The 15,377-nt window shown below is 54.9% G+C and carries 14 protein-coding genes; 10 read left to right on the top strand and 4 right to left on the bottom strand.

All coding sequences use genetic code 11. The features are described 5' to 3' along the window. The first annotated feature begins 11 nt into the window (after positions 1-11). On the top strand, positions 12-1,676 hold the full coding sequence (locus IR195_RS17340) for a 5-guanidino-2-oxopentanoate decarboxylase (RefSeq protein ID WP_206048152.1): 1,665 nt from the start codon (positions 12-14) through the stop codon (positions 1,674-1,676). Further along, positions 1,677-3,137 carry an aldehyde dehydrogenase family protein gene (locus IR195_RS17335; RefSeq protein WP_206048151.1) on the top strand — a complete coding sequence of 487 codons (1,461 nt, stop codon included), beginning with the start codon at positions 1,677-1,679 and terminating at the stop codon, positions 3,135-3,137. It begins immediately after the preceding gene. Between the two features lie 2 nt (positions 3,138-3,139). Here IR195_RS17335 and IR195_RS17330 read toward each other — a convergent pair whose 3' ends face one another. Next, the gene (locus IR195_RS17330) at positions 3,140-4,102 is read right to left on the bottom strand and encodes a hydroxymethylglutaryl-CoA lyase (RefSeq protein WP_241006753.1); all 963 of its coding nucleotides are present in this window, start codon (positions 4,100-4,102) and stop codon (positions 3,140-3,142) included. Positions 4,103-4,112: 10 nt separating this feature from the next. Beyond that, on the bottom strand, positions 4,113-5,318 hold the full coding sequence (locus tag IR195_RS17325; protein WP_206048150.1) for a CaiB/BaiF CoA transferase family protein: 1,206 nt from the start codon (positions 5,316-5,318) through the stop codon (positions 4,113-4,115). A 151-nt stretch (positions 5,319-5,469) separates the two neighbouring features. Here IR195_RS17325 and IR195_RS17320 point away from each other — a divergent pair, with 151 nt between their 5' ends. After that, a complete protein-coding gene (locus IR195_RS17320) occupies positions 5,470-6,372 on the top strand; it encodes a LysR substrate-binding domain-containing protein (RefSeq protein WP_125751730.1) in 903 nt (300 codons plus the stop codon). Between the two features lie 18 nt (positions 6,373-6,390). On the opposite strand, the gene IR195_RS17315 is transcribed toward IR195_RS17320, so the two are convergent. After that, a complete protein-coding gene (locus tag IR195_RS17315; RefSeq protein ID WP_206048149.1) occupies positions 6,391-7,158 on the bottom strand; it encodes an SDR family NAD(P)-dependent oxidoreductase in 768 nt (255 codons plus the stop codon). A 311-nt stretch (positions 7,159-7,469) separates the two neighbouring features. On the opposite strand from IR195_RS17315, the gene IR195_RS17310 reads away from it, so the two are divergent. The 4 genes from IR195_RS17310 to IR195_RS17295 all read left to right on the top strand — a co-directional run bounded on the left by IR195_RS17310 (position 7,470) and on the right by IR195_RS17295 (position 10,959). Continuing rightward, a complete protein-coding gene (locus IR195_RS17310; protein WP_125751723.1) occupies positions 7,470-8,450 on the top strand; it encodes a TRAP transporter substrate-binding protein in 981 nt (326 codons plus the stop codon). A 113-nt stretch (positions 8,451-8,563) separates the two neighbouring features. Continuing rightward, entirely contained in the window at positions 8,564-9,094 is a 531-nt protein-coding gene (locus IR195_RS17305; RefSeq protein WP_213017542.1) for a TRAP transporter small permease, read from the top strand. After that, the gene (locus tag IR195_RS17300; RefSeq protein ID WP_095603727.1) at positions 9,091-10,386 is read left to right on the top strand and encodes a TRAP transporter large permease; all 1,296 of its coding nucleotides are present in this window, start codon (positions 9,091-9,093) and stop codon (positions 10,384-10,386) included. Before IR195_RS17305 ends, IR195_RS17300 begins: the two co-directional genes overlap by 4 nt. Positions 10,387-10,686: 300 nt before the next feature. Then, entirely contained in the window at positions 10,687-10,959 is a 273-nt protein-coding gene (locus IR195_RS17295; protein WP_125751716.1) for a hypothetical protein, read from the top strand. Positions 10,960-11,055: 96 nt separating this feature from the next. Here the strand turns inward: IR195_RS17295 and IR195_RS17290 are convergent. After that, positions 11,056-12,416, bottom strand: a protein-coding gene (locus IR195_RS17290; RefSeq protein ID WP_206047697.1) for an IS3 family transposase whose coding sequence is annotated in 2 segments (ribosomal slippage) — positions 11,056-11,960 and positions 11,960-12,416 — 1,362 coding nt in all. Because the reading frame shifts where the segments join, the coding sequence is not laid out codon by codon here. A gap of 169 nt (positions 12,417-12,585) precedes the next feature. On the opposite strand from IR195_RS17290, the gene IR195_RS17285 reads away from it, so the two are divergent. The 3 genes from IR195_RS17285 to IR195_RS17275 all read left to right on the top strand — a co-directional run bounded on the left by IR195_RS17285 (position 12,586) and on the right by IR195_RS17275 (position 15,373). Further along, positions 12,586-13,692: a heparan-alpha-glucosaminide N-acetyltransferase domain-containing protein gene (locus IR195_RS17285; RefSeq protein WP_206048148.1), complete on the top strand. Its 1,107-nt coding sequence runs from the start codon at positions 12,586-12,588 to the stop codon at positions 13,690-13,692. 56 nt (positions 13,693-13,748) lie between these two features. Further along, positions 13,749-14,813: a serine hydrolase gene (locus tag IR195_RS17280; protein WP_206049821.1), complete on the top strand. Its 1,065-nt coding sequence runs from the start codon at positions 13,749-13,751 to the stop codon at positions 14,811-14,813. 281 nt (positions 14,814-15,094) lie between these two features. Beyond that, positions 15,095-15,373, top strand: a complete 279-nt coding sequence (locus IR195_RS17275) for a peptidylprolyl isomerase (protein WP_089040730.1) — start codon at positions 15,095-15,097, stop codon at positions 15,371-15,373. The last annotated feature ends 4 nt before the right edge of the window (positions 15,374-15,377 follow it).

The raw sequence follows: 15,377 nt of genomic DNA, 5'->3' as shown, positions 1-15,377 counted from the left end.
GGGGGCCTGTCATGAACGCTGACGCCATGCGCAATCACTCAACGACGACCTGTGCCGAGCTGTTGATCCGCCTGCTGCGCGAAACCTATGGAGTTCAAACTCTGTTCGGTATCCCTGGCGTTCACACGGTGGAGCTGTACCGAGGGCTTGAAGGTAGCGATGTGCGCCACGTAACCCCGCGCCATGAGCAGGGTGCCGGGTTTATGGCCGACGGCTATGCCCGCGCCAGCGGTCAGCCTGGGGTATGTCTGATTATCACTGGCCCGGGAATGACCAATATTGCCACTGCGATGGGCCAAGCCTTAGCAGACTCTATCCCCATGCTGGTGATCTCCAGCGTTAACCGCCGCGATACGCTGGGCATGGGCCAAGGTCGGCTGCACGAGCTGCCCAGCCAGCAGCAGATGATCAGCGGCGTGTCACGCTTTAGCCACACGCTATTAGATGCCAATACGTTGCCTGATGTGCTGGCTCGCGCCTTTGCGATCTTCAATGGTGCGCGCCCTGGTCCGGTGCATATTGAAATTCCGATTGATCTGTTCAATGCACCGGTGAAGGCTCCGGCCAGTTGGCCAGCGCCATCGCTTTACCGAGCAGCGCCTGACCCGGATGGGCTTGCCGAAGCTGCCCGCTTGTTAAAGGCCGCGAAGCAACCTTTGCTGCTGTTAGGTGGTGGCTGTGTGGCAGCGCCAGAGGCTGCGCGGGCACTGGTAGAGAGGCTTGATGCCCCAGCGGTGACGACTATCAACGCTAAAGGGCTGCTGGGTCGCGACCACCCGCTAGACTTGGGGGCTAACGCAGCGCTGCCAGCGGTGCGTGAACTGGCCGCTAACGCCGATGTGATTTTGGCGGTGGGTACCGAACTTGGCGAGACCGACTACGATGTCGTGTTTGATGGTGGCTTTCACCTCAATGGCAAATTGATTCGTATTGATCTCGACCCTGAACAACTGGTGTGCAACCAGCATACAACGCTTGGTTTAGTGGGCGATGCCGGACGTAGCCTAGCGCTCCTACTCGCTCATTTCCCCGAACCTTTGCAGCGCCACGGTGTTGAACGCGGTATTGAACGAACAGCCACTACGTTGAGCGCACTTAACCTGGTTAACGATCCGGCTTTTAGCGACTTCGTGCCGCTTTATAAGACCCTGGCTGACCATCTGCCTGAGGCGATTTTGGTGGGTGACTCCACTGCACCGGTGTATGCGGGCAACCACCTAGTCAGCCAGCCAGCGCCAAGGCGTTATTTCAATGCCTCTACCGGCTACGGCACCTTGGGCTATGGGCTGCCGGCAGCGCTAGGGGCGCAGTTAGCTCGCGCTGATCTACCTGTGGTGGCGCTTGTCGGTGATGGTGGGGTGATGTTCACCCTTGCTGAGCTTGCTACCGCGGTGGAGGAACGCCTGCCGGTGGTGATTGTGCTGTGGCACAACGCAGGCTACGAAGAAATTCGCCGCTATATGGATGCCAACGGTGTGGCCCGTTTGGGCGTGGATATTCAAGCCCCTAACTTTCTTACTTTGGCCGAAGGGTTTGGTTGCCCAGGCGTGCGGGTAGAAAGTCCTGAGGAGCTTGCAAGCTCACTCGCTAAGCGCGTTTCAAGTGGCCCGTTACTCATTGAAATAGATGCAGCTGCTTGGCAGCGTGCGTGCAGAATTTCCGACCAGGATACCTAGATGCCGTTACTCGACCAGCAAGTTATCAATCAGCAGTTCATTAACAACCAATGGGTTGCCTCAGCAGGCACGCGTATGCTCGATGTGATGAACCCTTATCGCGAAGCGCGTATTGCCCAGGTCACGGCGGGGGACGCGGCAGATGTCGACGCTGCCGTTAAAGCTGCTCAGCAAGCACAACCTGCTTGGCAAGCGTTGGGTGGAGCTGCGCGTGCAAAGTACCTAGATAGCTTTGCCGATGCGTTGGAGGCCCGTCGAGAAGCGCTAATCACTCTTTCAGCCACTAATAACGGTAAACCGCTTGCGGAAGCAGGCATTGACCTGGACGACGCAATTGCCTGTTATCGTTATTACGCCAAGCAGGCCAGGGAGTTAGATGCTCGCCAAGGTGAGTTGGTTAGTGTGGCAATGGAGGGCGTCGAGGCGCGTACGTATCATGACCCTGTGGGCGTTGTGGGGTTGATTGCTCCCTGGAACTTTCCGCTGGTGACAAGCGCCTGGAAGCTGGCGCCTGCGTTAGCGGCAGGCTGCACCGCAGTGCTCAAACCGTCAGAGGTAACGCCGCTCCCCGAGTTAGCACTGGCAGAAATTGCCCTGGAGATTGGCCTGCCAGCAGGTGTGCTGAACCTGCTTAATGGCGACGGCGAGGGCATTGGCGCACCGCTAACCAATCACCCAGGTGTAGATAAAATCTCCTTTACGGGCAGTAACCGAGTCGGCGAAACGGTCATGCAAACGGCTGCCGTTCGCACCGCCAGTGTCTCTTTAGAGCTAGGTGGAAAATCGCCGATTCTGGTAATGGAAGACGCCGACCCCGCCCAAGCCGCCGACTGGGTAATGGCGGGTATTTACTTTAATGCCGGGCAAATCTGTTCGGCGACTTCGCGTTTACTGGTACATGAAAACGTGGCAGAAGCACTCTACACCGCCCTGGCTGAGCGGATGGATGCGCTAACCCTGGGCGATCCACTGGCGGAAGGCACTGACTTAGGGCCGCTGACCAGCGCTAAGCAGCGCGATGCGGTGCAGCGCTATTTAGACTTGGCGGTGCAAGAAGGCCTAACGGCAGTGCGCGATATTACCCATCGCACGTTACCCGCGCAGGGCTACTTTTTAGCGCCGACGCTTTACCGTGATGTACCGCTGGAAAGCCGCTTGTGGCAAGAGGAGATTTTCGGTCCGGTGCTCTGCGCACGCAGCGTTACCAGCGAAGCAGAGGCGATTAAGCTCGCCAACGATAGCGCTTATGGATTAGCTGCGACGGTGATTAGCGGTGATCCTGAGCGGGCAAAGCGCATTGGCCGTCAGCTAAAAGCCGGTAGCATTTGGTACAACAGCGAGCAGCTGGTGCTGCCTGAAACCGCCTGGGGCGGCTTCAAGCGTAGCGGCATTGGGCGTGAGCTTGGCCCCTGGGGGCTAAGCGCCTACCTCGAAGTGAAGCATGTGATTGGGCCTGCGTAAGGCTAACGCTTGGGCATCGCATAACGCCGGGATGATTTCCCGGCTTTTACCACTTGCCCGGGCACATCGTGGCCGATAAGTGTCGGCAGGGTGGCGGCAACGTCAAGCAGCGCATCTAAATCGACGCCCGTATCGACCCCCATCGCAGCGAACATATGCACTAAGTCTTCGGTGCATACATTACCGCTAGCGCCTGGGGCAAAAGGGCAGCCCCCCAGCCCGCCTAACGACGCATCAAAGCGGTTAATGCCCGCCTGCCACGCCGCCAGCGCGTTGGCTAAGCCCATGCCACGCGTGTTGTGAAAGTGCAGGGTGAACGGCGTTTCCGGCCATCGCTCAAGCACGGCGTCGCACAGGCGCCTAACCTGGGCTGGGTTGGCCATGCCCGTGGTGTCGCATAGCGTGACACCCTGAATGCCCAGCGCGATCAGCTGTTCCACCAGCGTAAGCACCCGCGTTTCAGGCACCTCGCCTTCAAATGGGCAGCCAAAGGTGGTCGAAAGCGAGGCGTTGATAAATACACCGCTGCCTTGGCTGGCCTCCACAATCGCGGCAAATTGCTCAAGCGACTGCTCTGGTGTCATGCGCAGGTTAGCCAAGCCATGGCTATCGCTTGCCGACATCACCAAATTAATCTCATCAACCTGGCAGGCAAGCGCGCGCTCCATGCCCTTAAGGTTAGGCACTAATACGCTGATATCGACGCCTGCCCGACGCTGAATACCTGTGACAACCTCAGCGGCATCGCGCAGGTTAGGAATCGCTTTGGGGGACGTAAACGACGTTGCCTCGATGCGCCGCAGGCCGGTGGTGGAGAGTGCGTCGATCCAGCGGATTTTATCGTCTGTGGGGACAAAGCGCGCTTCAATCTGCAGGCCGTCACGCGGAGCGACTTCATTAATTTCTATTTTTGTAGGACAGGGTGCTGTGGGGCAGAGCATGGGTTGACTCGTGGACTTGTGCATTGCGCTCTCCTTAAATAATGCCCGCTTGACGCAGTTTGGCGCGAGTTTCCTGGTCAATGCCCAGCTCATCCAGCACATCATCGGTATGCTGACCAAGCGCCGGGCCGCCATCGCCGAGTCGCCCTGGGGTAGCGCTAAGTTTGGGCAGTACACCGGGTACTTTTAATGGTTTGCCGTTGGGACGGGTGAAGGTTTGAATCATTTCCCGCGCCAAGTAATGGGGGTCAAAGGCAATATCTTCGGCGGTGTACGGATAGCCTGCTGGCACACGTGCCTCATCCAGCGCTTTAAGAATCGCCTCTCTTGGGCGCTCTTCAGACCACGCTTGAATCGCTGCGTCGATCATTTCAGCCTGCTGGCTGCGGCCATCGTTGTGGGCTAGCGCGGGGGCGTTGGCCAGATCATCACGGCCAATCACGCCCATCAGGCGTTTAAAAATGCTGTCGCCGTTACCGGCAATCAGTACGTAATCGCCGCCCTGGCAGCGGTAAGCGTTAGAAGGCGTAATGCCGGGGAGGGCGCTGCCGCTAGGTTCGCGCACCTGGCCGCTGGCATCGAATTCCGGTAGCAGGCTCTCCATCATGGCAAATACCGACTCATACAGCGCCACGTCGATCTCTTGTCCCAGACCGCTGCGGTTGCGCTCTTGCAGTGCCAGCAAGGTGCCAATGACAGCGTAAAGTGCGGACAGCGAATCACCAATGCTCACGCCTACCCTGACGGACGGCTCTCCCGGCTGACCAGTGAGATAACGCAGTCCACCCATGGCTTCACCCACCACACCAAAGCCGGGCTTGTCGCGGTAAGGGCCTGTTTGCCCGTAGCCGGAAATATGCACCATGATTAACCGTGGGTTGAGTTTTGAGAGTGCTTGCCAGCCCAGCCCCCAGTTATCTAATGTGCCTGGGCGGAAGTTCTCCACCACTACATCAGCCTCGGCAGCGAGTTTGCGCACCAGCGCTTGGCCCTCTTCACTGCGCAAGTCCAGCGCCACCGAGCGCTTGTTACGGCTTTGTACGTGCCACCAAAGCGAGGTGCCTTCCTCAAGCATTCGCCATTTGCGAAGGGGGTCGCCAGTGCCGGGCGGCTCAACTTTAATCACATCGGCACCAAATTCGCCCAACAGCTTGGTCGCAAATGGGCCTGCAATGAGCTGCCCAAGTTCAAGAACTTTCAGGCCTTCTAAGGGAAGCTGGCGAGCTTCGGGAGCGTGCATTAAGGCTCTCCTGGTCGTGTCGTTAATATTGTTGCCTACCAGCATGCGTGAGCTGCTGAGGTGCGACAATTAGGCAATGGGTAACAAAGGTTTCGTGACTGGCGAAGGTATGCGCTAGCATAGTCAGGTTACTTTTCAGGAGTTTGCCGAGATGCGCCGCTTTGATTTTTTTACGCTCAAGCTGTTTATCTCTGTTGCAGACGAAGGCCGCCTGACCGCGGCTGCCGAACGCGAACACCTAGCCCTTGCCGCCGTTAGCAAGCGAATGAGCGATCTTGAAAGCTTGGTCGGGACAACGCTACTTTACCGTAAGCCCCGTGGCGTGGAGCTAACCCCGGCAGGGCAGGCATTTTTGCATCATGCGCGGCGCATACTCGACAACGTTGAACGCTTACAGGCAGAGCTTAGCGAATATGGTGAAGGCGTGCGTGGGCATGTGCGTATTCATTCCAATACCTCAGCAATCATCGCGTTCCTTCCCCAAGATCTCAGCGCGTTCTCTCGCCACTACCCTGAAATTAAAATCGACCTGCAAGAGCGGGTCAGCAGTGAAATTATTGCCGCCGTGAGAGACGGCTTAACCGATATCGGCATTTTTGCTGGGCATGTAGCTGCGCCAGACTTACAGATAATCCCGTATCGGCGTGACCGCTTAGTGCTAGTCACGCCTGACAAACACCCTCTAGCGGAGCGAAGTAGCATTGCCTTCAATGAAGCGCTGGCTTTCGACTTCATCGGCTTGCAGCAAGATGCTTCACTGCAAGCGCTATTGTTTGAGCAGGCTAACCTATCGGGGAAAGCGCTGCGAATGCGCATTCAAGTACGTAGCTTTGATGCTATTTGCCGCATGATCCACCATGGTATGGGGGTCGGCGTGCTACCAGAACAAACGATCTACCGCGAGCTAGGTGATCTGCAGCTTAAAAGCATCCCGTTGAACGACGCCTGGGCCCAGCGGGAGCTTGTGATTGGCGTGCGCCGCTACGCGACGCTTCCTGTCACGGCAAGGCACATGGTGGATCTTCTAACCGCAGAAAAGCATTCAGCGTTATAAGGTTGATCAAGTCGCTGCTTAATCCCGCAGTATTGTGGGGGCCGACCACTGCTGGCAAAGCGGCATCACTTCTAAGCGCGTGATATTGATATGCGGCGGAAGTGAGGCTATATGGAACGCTTGGTCGGCTATATCCTCAGGCTGGAGCGGTTGCGCTCCTGCGTAGTAGCTATCGGCTACCTGGTGGTCACCTTTCATCCGAACCAACGTAAACTCACTCGCTGTCATCCCTGGAGCGAGGTCGGTCACTCTAACGCCCTGGGGGCCAACGTCGCAGCGCAGGTTATAGCTAAACTGTTCTACAAAGGCTTTGGTGGCGCCATACACATGCCCACCTGGATAAGGCGTATGAGCGGCGATAGAACCCAGATTAATGACCGTTGAACCAGGGCCAGCGGCGATGAGTTTGGGCAATAGGTGGCGCGTAACGGTTACTACCCCTTTGACGTTGGTATCAATCATGCGATGCCAGTCATCCAGCTCTGCGTTTTGTGCTGGTCCCTTACCCAGCGCTAGCCCTGCATTATTGATCAGGGTATACACCTGCTGAAAGCGCTCTGGCAACGCTGCAACCACGTTGGCAACGTCTTGTGGGTTGCTGACATCCAGTTGGGCAGTGTGCACAGCTACTTTGTTTTTCAGTGAGTGATAGAGCGCCTCTAAGCGAGTTTGACGCCGCCCTGTTAACACCAGTGACCAGCTTGCTTGGGCAAAACGGTGGGCACAAGCAAGGCCGATCCCAGAAGTGGCGCCGGTAATAAATACGACGGGTTTGACTTCGTGCATGATGAAAGCTCCTGGCGAACATAGCGGTTAAAACCACTGCTAAAAAGCAGCAGACAAGCGCCATTGAGATAGCCTAAGGGTGCAGTAGATATTCATCTTTGGTCGTACACTAATAATAAGGTGCGTAGTGAAGCGCGCTATAAGCGGCGTTTCTAGCCATCGTATTTGACGAAGTCAGCCTTCATGAACGTCGATTTGAGCCGCTTGGCTGCTTGTTTCAAGATCAATCAAACAGCAAAAAATGCTGTGATAGGTATCACGCTTAATAGCCATAACCACATCCAATAACGACAACCGTAGAGAGTCATCCTATGCGGACAACATTGCTTACCACTCTGGCCACCTTGGGTATGCTAACGGCGGCCCCCTTTGCCTTGGCAAATCCGATCGAGATTCAAGTTAACAACACCATGAGCGAAGGCGGCTCTGAAAGCGCAGCGGTCGAGCGCTTTGCCGAGTACCTAGAAGAGCAGGCACCGGGCCGTTTTGAGGTGCGTCCTTTTCTAGCAGGCTCACTCGGTGGTGAAAACGCGGTGCTGGAGCTGCTCAATTTAGGACAAACCCAGATCGCTATCACAGGCGGTAACTGGCGTCAGCAGTATGCGCCAGAGTATGACGCTATTACCGTGCCGTTTGTTTTTTCAACCTGGGATGAAGTCGACGCCTATATGGAAAGCCCTTCTGGCCAGGCATTGATTGAGCAGGCTGAGAACCAAGGCGGGCTTAAGTATTTTGGTTTGCAGCACCGTGGCCCACGCCATATGACCGCCAACAAGGCAATCAATAGCCCTGAGGACTTAGACGGCTTCCGTTTGCGTCTGCCATCGCTCCCCGTGTGGCTTGAGGTGTGGGAAGAGATCGGCGCCCAGGTAGTGAACGTTCCCGCGCCGGAAATTTACTTGGCCATGCAAACAGGTCAAGTCGATGGCCATGAAAACTCGCTCTCCTCGCCCTATACCCGCCGCCTTTGGGAAGTTCAGGATCACATCATTATGACCAGCCACGTGCAGTTTCCGTGGAGCTGGATAGCCAGTTCACGCTGGTGGGATGGCTTAGAAGCCGATGATCAGGCATTGATCGAAGAGGCGATCGACGTAGCTCGTCAATACGGTTCAGAGCAAGAGCGTGAACTTGACGAGTTCTATCTAAAAGCGCTGCAGGATGAAGGGATGACCATCATTGAGCCGGATGTGGCACCTTTCCGCGAAGCAGCGTTGCCTGCGATTGATCGTGTCATGGCCGATATGGCTGATGGTGTGCGTGAAGATGCGTTAGGTAATGAAAGTCAGTAATTGCCTGTGCTAAATGAACAACGGCGGCCTATCGGGCCGTCGTTGTAGTTTTAAAAGATACCTATTTAAGTTAAGCCTTATTAAGCCTCAGGAGCGTTCCCGTGGATTCAGCTATGCCGCCCAGAAACGGGCCGGATAGAATCGCTTTTTATGTGTTGCGTTACACCACCCGTCTTTGTGATGGGATAGGTGTTGCGTTAATGGCCGCGATATTACTGCTCATTGTGTCTGCAGTGGTGGCCCGTGACGTACTTGGGCTGGGGATGCCCTGGACAGAAGAAGTCGCATCACTGCTGGCCATCTATGCCATTGGTTTTGGGTCTATCTCTGCGTGGGTACGCAGTGAGCATTTAGTGGTTGACCTGTTCAGCCACAAGCTCTCTAGCTTAGGTAAAAATATACAGTATCGCCTTACTTCGCTGATCTCTTGCGGCTTTTTTGTCCTCGCGGCATGGGGCGCGTGGATTATGTCGGATATGAGCGCCAACAATAAAACCGTTTCGTTAAGTATCAGTTTCAGCTACCTCTACTACGGTATCTTCTTTAGCTTCGCAAGCATGGCGGTCATCGCCTTTTGGAAAGCGCTGCGCGGCCCGGTTTTGTGGCTTGAAGCACCCCGCGAAGAAGAGGTGACGGCACCATGACTGAATTACTAATTTTCGTTGGCGGCCTGTTGGTGCTAATGGCTATCGGGTTGCCTGTTGTGGTTGCCATCGGTGTGACTTCATTTATCGCTTTGGTATTCACCGGTACTGGAGGGTTGCCCGTTGAGCTACTGCCACTGCGAATGGTGCAAACGCTCAACAACTTTACCCTGTTGGCCATTCCGCTGTTTATTCTGGCGGCCAATATTATGAATATTGGCTCAACAACCACGCGTATTTTTGACTTCGCCACCGCATTAGTCGGTTTTACCAAGGGCGGTCTTGGTCACGCTAACGTAGTGGCCAGCTCCATTTTTGCCACTATGTCGGGTACTGCCGTAGCCGACGCGGCGGGTTTGGGGAGCATTGAAATTAAAGCCATGAAAGAGCGTGGCTATGATTTGAGTTATGCCACTGGGATTACCGCCGCCTCAAGTGTCATTGGGCCGATTCTACCGCCCAGTATTGCGTTGGTCGTGTACGGCTGGTTGGCTAACGTGAGTATCGGCGGGCTATTTATGGCGGGGCTGCTGCCCGGTATTTTGATGGCATTACTATTGATGGGGATGACGGTAGTGCTCGGGGCAACAGGCAAAGTAGTGATGCCTAAGCCTACGCCGTTTGATGCCTGCGAGGTCGTTCGAACCGGCAAGCGCGCTATTCTGCCTTTGATGATGCCCACTATTATTGTCGGTGGTATTTGGGGGGGCTTCTTTACGCCCACAGAAGCCGGCGCCATTGCCTCGCTCTATGCGGTTATTTTAGGCGGCCTGATCTACCGTGACTTAAGCCTGCGCGACTTGTTTAATGCTTTCCAACGTACCCTTATGTTCAGCGCCGTGATTCTGCTGATTATTGCGGTATCCAGCTTTTATGGCTGGATTTTAGTTCGTATGGGCATTCCGCAAGCGTTGGCGGGGCAAGTGGCCAGCATCGATATGCCGACGATTGCGTTGCTGCTCTGCTTTGCGCTGTTCTTCCTGCTTATCGGCTGTTTCATGTCGGTCATTGAGAGCATCCTGATCTTCACTCCGATTGTGGTGCCTGCTGCGCTAAGCGCGGGGTTAGACCCTGTCCATTTCGGCATTGTGATGGTCATTACGCTTTCAGTGGGGGTTATCACACCACCCTTTGGCACGGTGTTGTTTCTAATGGTGGGCATTACGCGACTACGCTATGGGCAGGTGGTCAAAGCGGTGTTGCCGTTCCTATTACCTATTCTGGCCACCATTTTATTGTTGATTGCGATACCTGGCCTTGCCACGTGGCTGCCTCGAGTGATGGGGTATTAATTGCCTAACACCCAATTGACATGATGCAACAGGACCCATGTGCCAACGGTAAACAATAAATCGCTAATTAAAGATAGATGCAGCCTTAGGTTGGCATGCATTGTTTATATTCAAGATTATGTATTTATTGTGTTTTTTGTTTTATTGGCATGGCTTGGTATGGCGGCTGCAATGTGTTGGGCAAGAGCGGAATGTTAGGAAGACATGACGTTCTTGCCACTAACCAAGGTTTTCAAATGATCGAATTTTCTGGTCACCGAAAACCAAAGTGAAAGCGAAGCCATACCAGGAGGCATGACTATGAAAAAGGAAGCTCTCAAGAAACTTGGCATTTTAGGCGTATCGTTTGGTTTAATCGCTAGCCCGTTGGCCTTTGCCGGCATGGAAGGCAACGATGATTACGAGCCTGCTCCTCAGGAAGAAACGACTCAGGATGAGCAAGGCGCTTACAACTCCTTCGACTCTGAGCAAGAGCAAGGTGCTACCAATGAAGGCGTAACCACTGAGTACGAAGAGGAAGAAGAAGAGCAAGGCACATGGGAAACTGAAGAGGAAGACGATTCCGGTTGGTAAACCCTGCTTGCTAACGGATTAACTTCTACCCAGGTTCACGGATGAACCAGAAAATGCTCCGCCAGTGAACTGACCCCCAATAGTTGGACGGTTCATTTAGCCGGCGCCCAAGGCCTGAGTCCTGTACTGCACAGGGCTCAGGCCTTTTAGTTTTAGCTTGATCCGGTGATGGTTGTAATAGTAGATGTAGTCAGCAATACCGCGCTGCAACTGCTCAACGGTATCGAACCGATTCAGGTGAAAATACTCAGCCTTCAGAGTGCCGAAGAAGCTCTCCATCGCCGCATTATCCAAGCAGTTACCCTTGCGCGACATGCTACGAAGTACCCGCTGCTCCACCACCAAGTGGCGATAGCTAGGATGTCGATAATGCCAACCTTGATCCGAATGGAGCAGCGGCCGATCCCCTGGCATCAGCCTGTCAAAGGCTTTCTTCAACATCCCCTTCACTAGATCGAATACCGGGCGTCGCCCTGTCTGGAAGGCAATGATCTCTCCGTTATACAGGTCCATGACCGGTGACAGGTAGAGCTTCTGGTCATTGACCTTGAACTCGGTAATGTCCGTCACCCATCGCTGATGGGGGTGCTGAGCCTGGAACCGGCGCCGCAAGGTGTTAGGAGCCGCGTGGCCCTCCGCTCCCCGGTAGGCACGATAGCGCTTGGGGCGAACCAGGGACTTCAAGCCCAGCTGTCCCATCAGCCGCTGAACGGTCTTGTGGTTGATCGTCTCTCCTGCCTGCCGCAGAACAGCGGTGATACGCCGGTAGCCATAGCGCCCTTGGTGGCGGTCGTAGATCGCCTGGATATGCTCCTTCAGAGAGGCATACCGATCGACAGTGCCCAAGGCCTGTATCTGGTAGTAAAACGTGCTGCGAGGCAGCTCAGCGGCACGCAGCAGCAGAGCCAGCGAATGTTCATGCCTCAACCCTTGGACGCTCCGGGCTTTTTGCCCCGCGTCGCTTCCTCTTTTTCCCGGATCAAGGCATCGAGCTTTTTTAAGTAGGCATTCTCGGCGCGCAAGTAAGCCAACTCTTCGAGCAGGTCCTCTTGGGAGCGCTCACCATCAGGCGGGATTGGTGTGGAGGATGGCTTCTTAGTCATCGGGCGGCGTCCTTTGGGTTTTGGCTCTAGTGCAGTCAGACCACTACTATGGTACTGACGCGCCCATCTGCCAATAGCGCCCATCTCGCGGATATTGAAGAAGGCCTGCGCCTGACGCTGTGACAAGCCATCTCGCCACATCGTCTCAAGCACCTTCCGCTTAAAAGCCGCGCTGTAGTGCTTATACTGCTTGCGCAGACCTGCTACGCCGTGCTGACGGTATCTCTCGCGCCACGTCCGTACCAGAGAATGATCCAGGCCATGCTGGCGAGCCACCTCCCTCAAGCTGGTGTTATCGTGCAGACACTGCTGCACCACCCGCAGCTTGAAGTCCTCATTGTATCGACTGCTCATAAAAACACCCCGACGGTTGGGTTGGGTGTCCAACTTTCGGGGTGCAGTTCAGTTGCGGGGCATTTTTGCGTTAAAAGGTGCCACATAGGGCGTAAGGATAGGGTGTCGGGAATGAATAGGCTATGGTTAGAGTTCTATTACTAACATCAGCCACAAGGACGTTGCCGACGTGTTGAACTGGAAGGAGGTTCCACAGCTTCCTAAAGCGCAAGGACGAATCGAGGCGATTGATCTCGCGCGTGGTATTGCCATTGGGCTGATGATTATCAGTCATGCCGTTAGCGGTTTAGTAGGTATGCGCCATGTGCCCGACTGGGGCATGGTGCCTATCCATTTTTTAACTAAATTCTCGTCCTCGCTATTTATTTTAGTTTTCGGCATTGCGCTGGCGGTGGCCTTCCTTGCTTACACGCAAAGTGACGATTGGCCTCGGCGGCGATTAAAGCTATGGGTAAGGGCCGTTGAGGTTTGGTTTTGGTATAAGGCGCTGATTATTATCGAAATGCTACCCTTTAGCTCGCCTAGCGATATGGTTAACACGCTGCTCTACGGGCGGTTTGCTATCTGGGTAGAGATTCTCGGTTTTTACGCCATTGCCTTGTTATGGGTACCGCTGATACTGCCGCTGTGGGCGCGAATGCCCCTCTGGGGACGTTTGGCGACCATTGCAGGATTAGCGCTACTTTCTGCATGGCTACAAGGGTTTTCCTTTGGGGGCTACGACCTTTTAAAAGCATTTCTGGTCGATCATGAAGAGCACTATGCCTGGGGGCAGCTTAGCCGTGCCCCGTTAATTTTATCTGGCTTATTGATTGGCGAAGCACTGCTACGCTGCTATTTCGATACCGCTTTACGCCGTCGTTTAATTCTTTGGCTGGTAGGGGCGGGGGCGCTGATGGTCGCTGCTTTTTATGCCATCGCCATCGCCGGGGGTGATGTTCATGGTGCGATGATGGCGGTGGCTCGTAATGTGGGAAAACACCCGCCAGGGATAAACTTTATGCTGTTTAGCGTGGGTGGCGCGCTGGTACTGCTCGGGCTTGCCTTAGCAGGTGGAGCAGCCGCTGCGAAAGTACTGTTGCCGATCACGCTCGTTGGTAGTGATGCGCTCAAAGCCTTTATCTTCCATATCGTGATGATTTTTCTGGTACTGCGTTTTTTATTGGAAGGCGAGGGGGCCTACAGCTACCCGCAGGCGCTAGGCGTTGGTGGCTTGTTAATACTCGGCGCCGCGCTGTGGATTTGGCTAACCCGCTGGATGGCGGCTCATCGCTAAACGCGAGCAAACTAACGGGAGTTGACGGTTTGCGACACTGGATACAGCGTGGACTGATGGTAGTCGCGCTGTTAATAGCGCTGCCCATTCATGCAGATTGGTATTATGCAGTTGATAAACAGAGCCGCTGGCAGGGTGACTTAAATGCCCGCATGGCCGCCATCGAAGAGGTGTTTGGTGGGCAACTGGGCGTGTATGTGCAGAATCTAGCCAGTGGCGAAGCCTATGCCTGGAAAGCCGATAAACCATGGTATTTGGCATCGCTGATAAAAGTACCGGTGGCTGCCCAAGTGTTGGCCGAGCATCAAGCTGGCAGGCTAGCTCTTGATGAGCGAATTACCCTGGCACGCAGCGACTATGTGGACGGCGCAGGCCCGGTTAACTGGCATGACCCAGGTACGCCTATTTCCATCCGTTATTTGTTGGAACAGATGATCACCGTTAGCGATAACACTGCCTCCGATATGCTGATTGATCGTGTAGGGCTTGAGGCAGTAAATACACGGGTAACGTCGATGGTGGCCGCAAGCGGAGGAAAGCCCGATCATATAGGGCCAATTAGCAAGCTCGTTGGCGTACGCCAAGGAGTGTATGGTCAGCTTCATCCAGATGCTCAAGGCTTAGGTGGTTTAGATTTTATGGCGCTGCGCAAGCACAGTGTTAGCCAGCGCCCGGAAGCGTTAGCCCGTGTACTTAGCGTGCGCCAAGATGCCTTCGCGCAACCTGACTATGACAGTGCCTTTGATGCCTATGAAGCTACGGGTGAGAACGTAGGCACGCTGCGCGCCTTCGGCGATGTGCTAGCCTCACTTCACCATGGGGGTATGGCGGATTTGAATAGCGAGCAGCGCCAAACGCTGTTGGCGGTAATGAGCCGTACCTCCTCTGGCGAGCGCCGCTTGAAACAAGGATTGGGCAGTGACATTCATTTTGCCCATAAGACCGGCACCCAGCACCGTCGCAGTTGCGATGCGGGTATTGCCTCACGCTTTTCTTCAGTCCAGGGGCCTTGGGTAATTGTCACTTGTAGCCGAGGCCCGCTTTCGGTAAACGCCCACGAACGCGCCTTGGCAAGTGTTGGTGAGGCGCTACGTTTTAGCGGAGCGCTCGCTGGGCCTTAATCAAGCTAACGCTAGCGCCTAACGCCGTACCAGCATGATAAACTGAGCCAATGCTCTGTTGATGTTTCACGGCCTGCCGTTGGAAAGTTGTAGCGCTTGGTGGCTAACGACGCGGGTGCCTCATTCGCTCGTACCTCGCGAGATTCGTTACGCCGCGCTACGGTAGGTGCCATAGGTTTTGTAGCGCGTGGTAAGCGAAGCGCACCCGCGATGACGGTTATGGCAAAATGAAACAGCAACAGGTTATGTAGGTTCTTTTTTTTATTACTTAGGAGTTTGTTATGGCAAGTGCCAGCGCCCGTCATATTTTGGTAAGCAGCGAAGAGCAGTGCAACGCACTGAAGCAAGAGATCGAAAACGGTCGTGATTTCGCAGAAGTGGCCAAGCAGCACTCTAGCTGCCCATCTGGCCGTCAAGGAGGCGACCTGGGTAGCTTTGGCCCCGGCCAAATGGTACCGGAATTCGACAAGGTCGTTTTCAGCGGTGAGCTGAATAAGGTACACGGCCCGGTCAAAACCCAGTTTGGTTACCACCTGCTGGAAATCACTAGCCGCAGTTAATGGC

This window comes from Vreelandella venusta, assembly GCF_015689495.1.
Classification (GTDB): domain Bacteria; phylum Pseudomonadota; class Gammaproteobacteria; order Pseudomonadales; family Halomonadaceae; genus Vreelandella; species Vreelandella venusta.
The sequence above is the reverse complement of the archived record's forward strand: the minus strand, read 5'-3'. Positions and strand labels throughout refer to the sequence as shown.

Excerpts from the sequence above, each read along its gene's own strand:
- IR195_RS17300 (WP_095603727.1), top strand. The coding sequence starts at position 9,091 with ATGACTGAATTACTAATTTTCGTTGGCGGCCTGTTGGTGCTAATGGCT.
- IR195_RS17330 (WP_241006753.1), bottom strand. The coding sequence starts at position 4,102 with ATGCACAAGTCCACGAGTCAACCCATGCTCTGCCCCACAGCACCCTGT.
- IR195_RS17320 (WP_125751730.1), top strand. The coding sequence starts at position 5,470 with ATGCGCCGCTTTGATTTTTTTACGCTCAAGCTGTTTATCTCTGTTGCA.
- IR195_RS17335 (WP_206048151.1), top strand. The coding sequence starts at position 1,677 with ATGCCGTTACTCGACCAGCAAGTTATCAATCAGCAGTTCATTAACAAC.
- IR195_RS17280 (WP_206049821.1), top strand. The coding sequence starts at position 13,749 with ATGGTAGTCGCGCTGTTAATAGCGCTGCCCATTCATGCAGATTGGTAT.
- IR195_RS17325 (WP_206048150.1), bottom strand. The coding sequence starts at position 5,318 with ATGCACGCTCCCGAAGCTCGCCAGCTTCCCTTAGAAGGCCTGAAAGTT.
- IR195_RS17295 (WP_125751716.1), top strand. The coding sequence starts at position 10,687 with ATGAAAAAGGAAGCTCTCAAGAAACTTGGCATTTTAGGCGTATCGTTT.
- IR195_RS17340 (WP_206048152.1), top strand. The coding sequence starts at position 12 with ATGAACGCTGACGCCATGCGCAATCACTCAACGACGACCTGTGCCGAG.
- IR195_RS17305 (WP_213017542.1), top strand. The coding sequence starts at position 8,564 with ATGCCGCCCAGAAACGGGCCGGATAGAATCGCTTTTTATGTGTTGCGT.
- IR195_RS17310 (WP_125751723.1), top strand. The coding sequence starts at position 7,470 with ATGCGGACAACATTGCTTACCACTCTGGCCACCTTGGGTATGCTAACG.
- IR195_RS17275 (WP_089040730.1), top strand. The coding sequence starts at position 15,095 with ATGGCAAGTGCCAGCGCCCGTCATATTTTGGTAAGCAGCGAAGAGCAG.
- IR195_RS17315 (WP_206048149.1), bottom strand. The coding sequence starts at position 7,158 with ATGCACGAAGTCAAACCCGTCGTATTTATTACCGGCGCCACTTCTGGG.